This window comes from Ensifer sp., assembly GCF_031989085.1.
In the GTDB taxonomy this organism is placed as follows: domain Bacteria; phylum Pseudomonadota; class Alphaproteobacteria; order Rhizobiales; family Rhizobiaceae; genus Ensifer.
In genome coordinates this window covers 2,465,202-2,477,518 of the sequence record NZ_DALZXU010000001.1, presented here as the reverse complement: position 1 = coordinate 2,477,518, position 12,317 = coordinate 2,465,202, and the positions used below count along the sequence as shown (strand labels likewise).

Below are 12,317 nucleotides of genomic sequence, written 5' to 3'. Positions count from 1 at the left end.
TCCGCTGGGCGCCGTTGCCGCCGAGGCGGATGGCGCGCGCGTTCTGCCGCGCCCTCTTCGCAAGGCCGTACGGTTTCTGGTGAGCCTGGGCAGCGGACGTGTCCGCTTCCCGGCCCACACCGGCACGATCGCTGCCATCGCGTTTTTCGCCGCCACCGGCTTTTACGGCATGTCGCTCGGCGGCCACACGCAGAACGTCGCGCAGGCGTCGACGACGGCAGCCGGTTTTGCCATCGAGGACGTGCGCGTCTCCGGCAACGAGCAGACCTCCGAGATCGATATCCTGCAGCAGCTTGGCCTTGACGGCACGACGTCGCTGGTGGCGCTCGATATCGTCGAGGCGCGCAAGCTCATCGCCGAGCTGCCCTGGGTGCAGGGCGTCACAGTGCGCAAGGTCTATCCGAGCACGATCGAGGTGACGCTGACCGAGCGCAAGGCCTTCGGCATCTGGCAGCACGGTTCCGACCTGTCGCTGATCGAGCGCAGCGGCAGCGCGATCGCGCCGCTTCGCGACAACAAGTTTGCGGCCCTTCCGCTGTTCGTCGGCCGTGATGCCGAGACGGCGGCCGCCGATTTCTACGACGAGTTTTCCCGCTGGCCGGAGATCCGCTCGCGGGTGAAGGCCTTCGTGCGCGTTGCCGGCCGCCGCTGGGACCTGCGCCTCGACAACGGCATCGTCGTCAAGCTGCCGGAACACGATGTTGCCCGCGCGATGCAGGTGCTCTCCGACATGGAAAGCCAGCACCAGCTGCTCGAGCGCGACATCGCAGCCGTCGATCTCAGGCTGGAAGATCGAACCACAGTTCAATTGACGCCGGGTGCGGTCAGCCGGCGCGAAGTTGCCTTGAAGGCGAGGGACAAGATGTTGAAGGCGCAGGAGACGGAGAAGAAGAAAGAGGGGCGGATATGAGTTTGTTCGGTTCCTCCAGCTTTGGCCTGCCGCGCCTGAAGCCGCTTTCTTCGAAGCGGTCTCATGTCGTCTCGGTGCTGGATATCGGCTCGACCAAGATCGTATGCATGATCGGCCGGCTGACGCCGCGCGCCGAAAGCCAGATCCTGCCCAACCGCACGCATAGCGTCGAAATCATCGGCATCGGCCACCAGAAGTCCCGCGGCGTGAAGAACGGCGTCGTCGCCGATCTCGATGCGGTCGAAAGCGTCGTGCGGCTTGCCGTCGATGCGGCCGAGCGCATGGCGGGCCTGACCATCGACAGCCTGATCGTCAACATCTCCGCCGGCCGGCTGCAGAGCGACGTCTATACCGCGACCATCGATCTCGGCGGCCAGGAAGTGGATGCCAGCGACCTGAAGCGGGTGCTGTCGGCCGCAGGCCAGCAGTCGCTGCGCTCCGACCGCGCCATCCTGCATTCGCTGCCGACCGGCTTCTCGCTTGACGGCGAGCGCGGCATCCGCGATCCGCTTGCCATGTTCGGCGACGTTCTCGGCGTCGACATGCACGTGCTGACCGCCGAGCGGGCGGCACTCAAGAATCTCGAACTTTGCGTCAACCGAGCGCATCTCTCGGTCGAGGGCATCGTCGCGACGCCCTATGCCAGCGGTCTGGCGGCTCTCGTCGACGATGAAGTCGAACTCGGCTGCGCCGCGATCGACATGGGCGGCGGCACGACGACGATCTCGGTCTTTGCCGAAGGCAAGCTGGTTCACGCCGACGCCGTCAGCCTCGGTGGCCACCATGTGACGACGGATCTGGCGCGCGGTCTTTCGACCCGCATCGAAGACGCAGAGCGGCTGAAGGTCGTGCACGGCTCGGCGCTGCCCAACAGCGCCGACGAGCGCGACATCGTCTCGGTCCCGCCGATCGGCGAGGACGACCGCGACCAGCCGACCCACGTGCCGCGCGCGCTCGTCTCGCGCATCGTGCGCGCCCGCATCGAGGAAACGCTTGAACTCATCCGCGATCGCATCCAGCGCTCGGGCTTCAGCCCGATCGTCGGCAAGCGCATCGTGCTGACGGGCGGCGCCAGCCAGCTGACCGGCCTGCCGGAAGCGGCCCGCCGGATCCTGGCACGCAACGTTCGCATCGGCCGTCCGCTCGGGGTTTCCGGGCTGCCGGCGGCTGCCAAGGGACCGGCGTTCTCAACGGCCGTCGGCCTGATGATCTATCCGCAGGTCGCCGACCTCGAAACGCATGCCACCCACGGCGGCATGTTCTCGTCGATCGGCAACGGCAACGGCCGCATCGCCCGCATGGGCCAGTGGCTGAAAGAGAGTTTTTGAGTAGAGCGGGCGCCGAACAGGGACGGCGCCCGGTGACGTCAATTTTGGAATTTCAAGGATTTGGTCGGCTCGGCAAGGCGGCCAGAAAACAGAAGGAACGGGTACTATGACTATCAACTTGCAGAAGCCGGATATCACGGAGCTGAAGCCCCGCATCACCGTCTTTGGTGTTGGCGGCGGCGGCGGCAATGCGGTCAACAACATGATCACCGCGGGTCTTGAAGGCGTCGACTTCGTCGTTGCCAACACGGACGCGCAGGCGCTGACCATGACCAAGGCAGAGCGGATCATCCAGATGGGTGTGGCTGTGACCGAAGGTCTCGGCGCCGGCTCGCAGCCGGAAGTCGGCCGCGCGGCCGCCGAAGAGTGCATCGACGAGATCATCGATCACCTGCACGGCACCCACATGTGCTTCGTCACCGCCGGCATGGGCGGCGGCACCGGCACCGGTGCAGCCCCGATCGTCGCGCAGGCCGCCCGCAACAAGGGCATCCTGACGGTCGGCGTCGTAACCAAGCCGTTCCATTTCGAAGGCCAGCGCCGCATGCGCCTGGCCGACCAGGGCATCGCCGAACTGCAGAAGTCGGTCGACACCCTGATCGTCATCCCCAACCAGAACCTCTTCCGCATCGCCAACGACCGCACGACGTTTGCGGACGCGTTCGCGATGGCCGACCAGGTTCTCTATTCGGGCGTTGCCTGCATCACCGACCTCATGGTCAAGGAAGGCCTCATCAACCTCGACTTCGCCGACGTCCGCTCGGTGATGCGCGAGATGGGCCGCGCCATGATGGGCACCGGCGAAGCCTCGGGCGAGGGCCGCGCAATGGCCGCTGCCGAAGCGGCGATCGCCAACCCGCTGCTCGACGAAACCTCGATGAAGGGTGCGCAGGGCCTCCTGATCTCGATCACCGGTGGTCGCGACCTGACGCTGTTCGAACTCGACGAAGCTGCGACCCGCATCCGCGAAGAAGTCGATCCGGACGCCAACATCATCCTCGGCGCCACGTTCGACGAAGAACTCGAAGGCCTGATCCGCGTCTCGGTCGTTGCCACCGGCATCGATCGCACGGCCGCGGAGGTGGCCGGTCGTTCGGCTGACTTTCGTTCGGTAGCAGCACAGAAGCCGATCATCCGTCCGTCCGCAGCCATCCCGGCGCAGCAGCCGGCCGTTGCCCAGCACCAGCCCGCTCCGGTTCAGCAGCCGGTTGCCCAGCCGGTGCAGCAGCAGAGCTCGGCTGACCAGATCGCGCTTGCGATCCGCGAAGCGGAAATGGAACGCGAACTCGACATCGCGACGCGCGCCGCCACCCAGGCTCCCGCTCCGGTGCAGCAGGCTCACGACGACTTTCGCCCCCAGAGCAAGCTCTTTGCCGGTGCCGCACCGGTAGAAGCCGCTCCGGTCATGCGCCAGCCGGCCCCGGTCCAGCGTCCGGTCGAAATGCCGGTTCACGCCCAGGTTCAGCCGCAGCCGGTCCAGCGCCAGGAGCCGATCGCTCCGGTCATCCGCCAGCAGGCAGAGCCGGTTCGCATGCCCAAGGTCGAAGACTTCCCGCCGGTCGTGAAGGCCGAGATGGACCAGCGTGCCCAGCCGGCACCGCAGATGCCGGAAGAGCGTGGTCCGATGGGCCTGCTGAACCGCATCACCAGCTCGCTCGGCCTGCGCGAAAAGGAAAGCCACAGCGTTTCGGCCGACATGACCGCCGGTGCGCCGGCGGCCGCGTCGCAGCAGCGCCGTCCGCTGTCGCCGGAAGCCAGCCTCTATGCGCCGCGTCGCGGCCAGCTTGACGATCACGGTCGCGCCGCACCGCAGGCGCGCTCGCACGAAGATGATCAGCTCGAGATCCCGGCGTTCCTGCGCCGTCAATCGAACTGATTTTGAAGGACCGTTCCTTCACCTTGCCGAGTGCCCGGGCTAACGCCCGGGCATTTTTGCATTTCCGTCATTTTTTCAATAGTTTGCCTTATCCACTCTGGCCGTCGCAAATGCGTAACAAAGCGAAACGAACAGTGATTTGGAATGGTGCCTCAGAACTACTATTTTCAGTATCGGAATTGGGGATGCATGCGATTCGATCACGCGCTGTCTGTTCGAAACGCAGAGTTCCGGCCTTTGCGCCGTAACTCTCGGGCATAATTCTTGTGCCCTGAAAGCCGCTGCATCCGCCTGATGTTTGGGCCCTCGGGCCAACAGTATTGGTCCATGGGCCATCAGTATTGAAAGTGACGACGAGAATGGGAATCGAACTGCTCGGGTTTCAGACCACGATCGCTAGCCCGGTAACGCTCAAGGGAACCGGTGTTCATTCCGGCGCCGAGGTAGAGATCACCTTTCATCCGGCCGAAGCCGATGCGGGCATCGTTTTCCAGCGCGTTCTTTCCAACGGTCGCCTGAGCGAGTTCAAGGCCGTGTCCTCCCAGGTCGGCAATACCGATCTCTGCACTGTGCTCGGCATGTCGCCATCGACCTCGATCGCGACGATCGAGCACGTGATGGCCGCCATCTACGCGCTCGGCCTCGACAACCTTACGGTCGAAGTTCATGGCGCCGAAATGCCGATCATGGACGGCAGCTCCGAACCCTTCATCGAGGCGATCGAGCAGGTGGGCGTGCATGCGCTCGCCGTCAAGCGCCGCTACATCCGCGTGATCAAGCCGGTCCGAATCGAATCGGGCGCGTCCTGGTCCGAGTTCACGCCCTATGACGGCATGCGCTTCGAAGTGGAAATCGATTTCGATTGCCCGCTGATCGGCCGCCAGGCCTGGAAGGGCGACATGACGCCTTCGGTGTTCAAGCGCGAACTGTCGCGTGCCCGCACCTTCGGCTTCATGCGCGACGTCGAGCGCCTCTGGGCTGCCGGCTACGCACTCGGCTCGTCGCTGGAAAATTCGGTCGTGATCTCCGACGACAACGCGGTCGTCAATGTCGAGGGCCTGCGCTACACCGACGAATTCGTGCGCCACAAGACGCTCGACGCCGTTGGCGACCTTTCGCTTGCCGGCGCGCCGTTCATCGGCTGCTACCGTTCCTATCGCGGCGGCCACAAGATGAACGCAAATGCGCTCAAGGCTCTGCTCAGCGATCCCACGGCCTACGAGGTCGTCGAAACCGCCACGCCACGCCAGCGCACCCGTGCGCGCGACATGGTTGCGGTTGCAGTTCCGGGCTTCGCGCCCTGGTCCGCATAACAACAAAAGGACACTCTCCTCCAGTCGCCGGCCGAAAGGCCGGCATTTTCATGTCAGGGCTGCCACAAATTTGCATGAATCACCGATCATGACGTTGCGGTCTTGAGGCAACTTGCTCTAAAAGCGCATGTCTGGCGGGTCCATGCCCGCAGAATGGAACGGGAATATCCGATGGTTCTTGCAGTTTCTGTTGATTTGAAGAAGTCAGCGCGTGTGTTTGCCGTGGTCGTTGCGGCTGTTGCCGGCAGCGCTCTGATTACAGCCTGCCAGAACGATCCCGATATCGACATCACCAAGCTGACGGCCGAGACCGATCCGCCGGAAGTGCTGTACAATCAGGGCCTCGCCAACCTCAATGCCGGCAAGACCGGCGAGGCGGCGCGCAAGTTCGAGGCGCTCGACAAGCAGCATCCGTTCTCCGAATACGCCCGCAAGGCGCTGGTGATGAGCGCGTTCGTCTCCTACCGCAACGGTCAGTACCAGGAGGCGATCAACGCCACCGGTCGCTACCTCAATCTCTATCCGCAGTCGGAAGATGCCGCCTACGCCCAGTACATCCAGGGTCTGGCCTATACCAAGCAGATCCCGTCGGTGACGCAGGACCAGAAGCCGGCCTTCAAGGCGATCGAGGCGATGCAGGCTGTCGTCGACAAGTATCCGGACTCGCAATATGTCGAGGACGCGCAGACGAAGATCCGCTTTGCCCGCGACCAGCTCGCCGGCAAGGAAATGCAGGTCGGCCGCTACTATCTCGAGCGCAAGGAATATCTTGCTGCCGTTTCGCGCTTCCGCACCGTCGTCGAGCAGTATCCGACGACCAACCAGGTGGAAGAGGCGCTGGCCCGTCTGACGGAGGCCTATTACGCCATGGGCGTGACCTCCGAAGCGCAGACCGCAGCGGCCGTGCTCGGACACAATTATCCTGATAGCCAATGGTATAGTGATTCGTTCAAGCTGTTGCAGTCGGGTGGTCTGGAGCCGCGCGAAAGCGGCAGCTCCTGGATTGCGCGCGCAGGCAAGAAGCTGATCGGCGCCTGACACGGAAGAATTGACCCCGGATGCTCGCCCAGATCTCGATCCGCGATATCGTCCTGATTGAACGGCTCGATCTGGCGTTCGAGGCCGGACTGTCCGTCTTGACCGGTGAGACCGGCGCAGGAAAATCCATCCTTCTCGACAGCCTGTCGCTGGCCCTTGGCGGGCGCGGCGACGGCTCGCTGGTGCGTCACGGCTCCGACAAGGGGCAGGTGACGGCGGTCTTCGACGTGCCGATGGGGCATGGCGCAAGGCTGATGCTGCGCGACAACGGTATCGACGACGATGGCGACCTGATCTTCCGCCGGGTGCAATCGGCCGATGGTCGCACCAAGGCTTTCGTCAACGACCAGCCGGTCAGCGTTCAGCTGATGCGCCAGCTCGGCCAGACGCTGGTCGAAATCCACGGACAGCATGACGACCGGGCGCTGGTCGATATCGACGCCCACCGCACGCTGCTCGATGCCTTCGGCGGCACTGCCGACGAAGCGGAGCAGGTGGCAGGCCTCTTCCGCGCCTGGAAGGATGCCGAGCGCGGGCTGAAGAAGCACCGCGAGCGCGTCGAGGCTGCGGCCCGCGAGGCCGACTATCTGCGCGCCTCCGTCGAGGAGCTGGAAAAGCTCAATCCCCGCGACGGCGAAGAGGACGAGCTTGCCGAAAAGCGCGCCCGGATGATGAAGTCCGAGCGCATCGCCGGCGACATCAACGAAGCCTCCGAATTCCTGAACGGCAATGGCTCGCCGGTTCCGCTGATCGCCTCCCTGGTGCGCCGGCTCGAACGCAAGAGCCACGAGGCGCCCGGCCTGCTCGAAGAAACAGTCGAGCTGCTGGATGGCGCGCTGAACCAGCTTTCCGACGCGCAGATGGCCGTCGAGCGGGCGCTGCGCAACACCGAGTTCGACCCGAAGGAACTGGAGCGCGTCGAGGAACGCCTGTTTGCGCTGCGCGGCGCCAGCCGCAAATTTTCCGTGCCGGTCACCGAGCTTCCGGCGCTCGCCGTGCGGATGATCTCCGAGCTCGCCGATCTCGATGCCGGCGAAGAGAAACTGAAGCAGCTCGACGCACAGGTAGGTGCTGCCCGGGTTGCCTTCGACGCTGCCGCGCTGTCATTGTCGGCCAAGCGCCAGAACACTGCCTCGGCGCTTTCGGCAGCCGTGATGGCCGAACTGCCGGCGCTGAAGCTCGAGCGCGCCCGCTTCATGGTGGAAGTGCAGAGCGATCCGGCGCAGCCGACCGTCGACGGCATCGATCTCGTCGAGTTTCATGTGCAGACCAATCCGGGCACCCGTCCGGGCCCGATCATGAAGGTGGCATCGGGTGGCGAGCTTTCGCGCTTCCTCCTGGCGCTGAAGGTGGCGCTTGCCGACCGCGGCTCGGCGCCGACGCTCGTCTTCGACGAAATCGACACCGGCGTCGGTGGTGCGGTGGCTGACGCGATCGGCCAGCGGCTGAAGCGCCTGTCCGGCACGGTGCAGGTGCTGTCCGTTACCCATGCGCCGCAGGTTGCTGCCCGCGCCGCGACGCATCTGCTGATCTCCAAGGGTCCTTCGAGCGAGAAGGCCGAGATGATCTCGACCCGCGTCGCCCGCATGGACGACAAGGCGCGCACGGAAGAAATCGCCCGCATGCTCGCCGGCGCCTCGATCACCGAAGAGGCGAGGGCGGCCGCCGCCCGCTTGCTGTCCGGCAACGGTTAGGCCCTCCTACGCCTTCTCGCCAAGTTGCCGGCCCGCCGCCCCCATGTCTTTATGGAAGCGGTTTGCGGGCAGGTGGGGTCGGCATGTGGGAACAGCTGCAACAGAGACTTCAGCTTCGACTGGACCAGATGCGCAAGCATCCGGAGCTCATCCTGCTCTATTCGCTCGCTTTCGTCGGCTATATCCTGACGATGAAGGAGGCCACGACGAAGCTCGGCGTGCTCGGCATCCTGGCTGTGGTGGCCGGCACCGCGTTCATTCCCTATCTCGCCGCAAGGCTTCGCGGCGCGCGCAGCATCGAATTGCCTGACGACAAGGACGATGGGCCGGCGCCCTTCGGCCTTCTGCGCTCCAGCGAGGAAGACGATCGGCCCTATCTGGTGCGCATCCCGCCATCGACCGCCGTTGCCTATGATGTGATCCGCAAGGCGCAGGAGGTCTTCCAGAGCGACGCGATCGATCCGGAAGAGGATATGAAAGCCTTCTTCTCCGACCCCTACAGCCTGATCTGCCTGCAGGATTCCGACGACAACATCTTTGGCTTCACCGACTACTACGCCTTCGAGAAGAAGCACTTCAAACTGTTCCTGCAGGGCGACTACGGCTTCGACGACCTGCTTGCCAACGGGCTCTTGGCCCATCCGAAGGCGCGCAAGGCCAAGGTGGTCTATCTCGCCACGATCCTCAATCTGAGCTATCTGCTCGATTCCATGCGCAGCGAACGCATGCGACAGAACGGTATCCTCGTCTGGGCGACGGTCTCGGCCATTCTCGAATATCAGGAGTTTCCTCCCGAAGGTATCGACCTCTATGGCATCGGCTGGGATACGGGCGGCGCGGCGATCCTTAAAATGTTCGAGCTCAAGCCGGCCGGCAAGGTCATGCGCGGTCTTGCCGAAGGCAAATGGATCTACCGCCGCAGCGGCGTCCACAGGCAAGATCTGGTGGCGATACGCGATCGCTACCAGAAGCGATACGAGCGCTGGTGCGAACTGGAGATCCGGCGCTGCGCCGATGTCGCGTCGGAAGCAGTCCCTGCGGGCTGATCGCAGCTCTGCGAAACGCGGTTGCTCTTTTCTTTCCCGGCAGTTGCTCTAAAAAACGACTCCCAATCCGGAGTCGCAGCCTATGTCCAGTGAACTGAAACCCGTCGAGACCCTCACCGAAACGGAAGCGGCAGGCGAACTGGCCTATCTCGCCTCCGAGCTTGCCCGTCATGACGCGCTCTATCACGGCAACGACGCGCCGGAGATCACGGACGCAGACTATGACGCGCTGAAGCGGCGCAACGATGCGATCGAGGCGCGGTTCCCGGCGCTCATCCGCGAGGACAGCCCCTCGAAGAAGGTGGGTGCGGCACCCTCGGTCACGTTCCAGCCGGTCGTTCATGCCCGGCCGATGCTGTCGCTCGACAATACGTTTTCCGACGAGGATGCGCGTGATTTCGTGGCGTCCGTCTACCGCTTTCTCGGGCAGCTACCTGATAACTCCATCGCCTTTACCGCCGAGCCGAAGATCGACGGTCTCTCGATGTCGCTGCGTTACGAAAACCGGAAGCTGGTGACGGCGGCGACGCGCGGCGACGGCACCACAGGTGAAAACGTCACCGCCAATATCCGCACCATCGGCATGATCCCGCAGACGTTGCCGGCGGGCGCACCCGATATCGTCGAGGTGCGCGGCGAAATCTACATGGGCAAGTCCGATTTCGCCGCCCTCAACGCGGAGATGGCAGCGCTTGGCAAGCCGCTTTACGTCAACCCGCGCAACACTGCTTCGGGGTCGCTGCGCCAGCTCGACGCCAAAGTGACGGCCAGCCGCAAGCTGCGGTTCTTCGCCTACGCCTGGGGCGAGATGTCGGAAATGCCGGCCGACACGCAATTCGGCATGGTGGAAGCGTTCAAGGCATGGGGTTTCCCCGTCAATCCGCTGATGCAGCGGATCTCGTCGGCCGACGAGTTGCTGGCGCACTATCATCATATCGAGCGCGAACGCCCGGATCTCGACTACGATATCGACGGCGTCGTCTACAAGGTCGACCGGCTCGACCTGCAGGCGCGGCTCGGCTTCCGCTCGCGCTCGCCGCGTTGGGCGACGGCGCACAAGTTCCCGGCCGAGCAGGCCTTTACGCGGCTGACGGCGATCGACATCCAGGTGGGACGCACCGGCGCGCTGACGCCGGTGGCACGGCTGGAGCCGATCACCGTCGGTGGCGTCGTCGTCACCAACGCCACGCTGCACAACGAGGATTACATCAAGGGGCTCGGCAATTCGGGTGAGCCGATCCGCGAGGGCCGCGACATCCGCATCGGCGACATGGTGATCGTCCAGCGCGCCGGCGACGTCATCCCGCAGATCGTCGATGTGGTGATGGATGAGCGCAAGGAGGGGAGCGAGCCCTATCGCTTCCCCACGACCTGTCCGGTCTGCGGCAGCCATGCGGTGCGCGACATCAACGAGAAATCCGGCAAGGTCGACGCGGTGCGCCGTTGCACCGGCGGCTTCGTCTGCCGGGCGCAGGCGATCGAGCACCTGAAGCACTTCGTCTCGCGCAATGCCTACGATATCGAGGGCCTCGGCTCCAAGCAGATCGAGTTCTTCTTCGAAAGCGAGGATCCGACGCTCATGATCCGCACGGCGGCCGATATCTTCACGCTGGAGAAGCGCCAGGAGGCGTCGCTGACGAAGCTCGAGAACATCGACGGCTTCGGCCGGGTCAGCGTGCGCAAGCTTTATGACGCGATCAACACGCGCCGCTCGATCGCGCTCAACCGCTTCATCTACGCGCTCGGCATCCGCCATGTCGGCGAGACCACGGCCAAGCTGCTCGCGCGCTCCTACGGCACCTACGAGGCCTTTGGCGCGGCCATGGGCGAGGCCGGCAGCTTTTCCGGCGATGCCTGGAACGAGCTCAACAGCATCGACGGCATCGGCGAGGTGGTCGCCCGCGCCGTCGTCGAATTCTACAAGGAGCCGCGCAATCTCGAAGTGGTGACGCGGCTCCTGGCCGAAGTCACGCCCGAGGACGCGGAAAAGCCGGTCGCGAGCGACAGCCCCGTTGCCGGCAAGACCGTCGTCTTCACCGGCTCGCTCGAAAAGATGACGCGCGACGAGGCCAAGGCGCGGGCGGAAAGCCTCGGTGCCAAGGTGGCGGGCTCGGTGTCGAAGAAGACCGATATCGTCGTCGCCGGTCCGGGGGCGGGCTCCAAGCTCGACAAGGCGCGCGAGCTTGGGGTGCAGACCATGGACGAGGACGAGTGGCTGGCCCTGATCGCGGGCTGATGCGCGCGCCCAGAGGCTGATGCGCGCGATCAGGGGCGGAATGCTTCGCCGCTACGCCTGCTGCGCGTCGTAAGCCTCAGACGCGGCCTTCAACGCCGTGATGTCGTCGGCGCAGATAAAGGGCCGCAGCGCGTCGAATTTGGCCTTTTCCCACTGGTAGATGCCGAGTGCGAGCAAGGCCTCGATATCGGCCTCGGGGAAGCGCTGGCGAACCGGGCGAGCCGGGTTGCCGGCAACGATGGTGTAGGGCGCCACGTCTTTCGTGACGATCGCGCCCGAGGCGACGACGGCGCCTTCACCCAGCGTGACGCCGGGCATGATCATGGCGCGCATGCCGATCCAGGCGCCATCGCCGATGACGGTGTCGCCCTTGCCGATATAGGCCTCGCCGATCACGTCGAGGAACGGGTAGAGGCTCACCCAGTCGGTGCGGTGGGTGTGGTTGCCACCCATCAGGATCACGGCCTCGGCGCCGATCGCGACGTAGTCGCCGATCCTCAGCTGGTCGATCGGCCATTGCGGCTCCCAGGCCTCGAGACTGTAGGCATCGCCATAGAGGTAGCGAACGACGCTGTCTTCGAACGAGCCCGTCCAGGCGTTGCTGTAGTAGCTGTTGGTGCCACGCACATGGATGTTGGGGTTGCGCACGGTCTCGTGCAAAAGCTCGACCTTGGACCAGTGCTTGGCTTCGACATTCGTGGACATGGGTCTTCCTCATTCTGCATGCTTGCAAGCGTCGCTTCAGGCGCGCTCGCGCCTGTCGACGTAACGGCTTTTCAACTATCGAATCGGCCGAGGAATTTCTCGTCAAAACCGCAAAGGGCGAATTGCTGGCGCGTCGTGTGGCCGTGAGGTCACGCAAAAACGCCCGCCGCG

9 protein-coding genes are annotated in these 12,317 nt (G+C 64.4%); 8 read left to right on the top strand and 1 reads right to left on the bottom strand.

Annotation, left to right across the window (positions count from 1 at the left end; all coding sequences use genetic code 11):
* Nucleotides 1-4: 4 nt before the first annotated feature.
* The 8 genes from ftsQ (at nt 5) to ligA (ending at nt 11,441) form a co-directional block, all read left to right on the top strand.
* Nucleotides 5-910, top strand: a complete 906-nt coding sequence (gene ftsQ, locus RTP54_RS12140; protein ID WP_312363256.1) for a cell division protein FtsQ — start codon at nt 5-7, stop codon at nt 908-910.
* Nucleotides 907-2,238, top strand: coding sequence for a cell division protein FtsA (ftsA, locus tag RTP54_RS12135; protein ID WP_112810266.1), 1,332 nt, complete (start codon nt 907-909; stop codon nt 2,236-2,238). Before ftsQ ends, ftsA begins: the two co-directional genes overlap by 4 nt.
* 106 nt (nt 2,239-2,344) lie before the next feature.
* Nucleotides 2,345-4,114, top strand: a complete 1,770-nt coding sequence (ftsZ, locus tag RTP54_RS12130) for a cell division protein FtsZ (RefSeq protein ID WP_112810265.1) — start codon at nt 2,345-2,347, stop codon at nt 4,112-4,114.
* A 359-nt stretch (nt 4,115-4,473) separates the two neighbouring features.
* Nucleotides 4,474-5,427: a UDP-3-O-acyl-N-acetylglucosamine deacetylase gene (gene lpxC / locus RTP54_RS12125; protein ID WP_112810264.1), complete on the top strand. Its 954-nt coding sequence runs from the start codon at nt 4,474-4,476 to the stop codon at nt 5,425-5,427.
* Between the two features lie 171 nt (nt 5,428-5,598).
* The gene (locus RTP54_RS12120; protein ID WP_112810420.1) at nt 5,599-6,465 is read left to right on the top strand and encodes an outer membrane protein assembly factor BamD; all 867 of its coding nucleotides are present in this window, start codon (nt 5,599-5,601) and stop codon (nt 6,463-6,465) included.
* Between the two features lie 20 nt (nt 6,466-6,485).
* Nucleotides 6,486-8,159 carry a DNA repair protein RecN gene (gene recN, locus RTP54_RS12115; protein ID WP_112810263.1) on the top strand — a complete coding sequence of 558 codons (1,674 nt, stop codon included), beginning with the start codon at nt 6,486-6,488 and terminating at the stop codon, nt 8,157-8,159.
* Between the two features lie 83 nt (nt 8,160-8,242).
* Complete coding sequence (locus RTP54_RS12110) at nt 8,243-9,205, top strand: hypothetical protein (protein ID WP_112816141.1); 963 nt, start codon at nt 8,243-8,245, stop codon at nt 9,203-9,205.
* Nucleotides 9,206-9,287: 82 nt separating this feature from the next.
* Nucleotides 9,288-11,441, top strand: a complete 2,154-nt coding sequence (ligA, locus tag RTP54_RS12105; protein ID WP_312362867.1) for an NAD-dependent DNA ligase LigA — start codon at nt 9,288-9,290, stop codon at nt 11,439-11,441.
* Between the two features lie 51 nt (nt 11,442-11,492).
* Here the strand turns inward: ligA and RTP54_RS12100 are convergent, their stop codons facing one another.
* On the bottom strand, nt 11,493-12,146 hold the full coding sequence (locus tag RTP54_RS12100) for a CatB-related O-acetyltransferase (protein WP_112810260.1): 654 nt from the start codon (nt 12,144-12,146) through the stop codon (nt 11,493-11,495).
* Nucleotides 12,147-12,317: the final 171 nt, after the last annotated feature.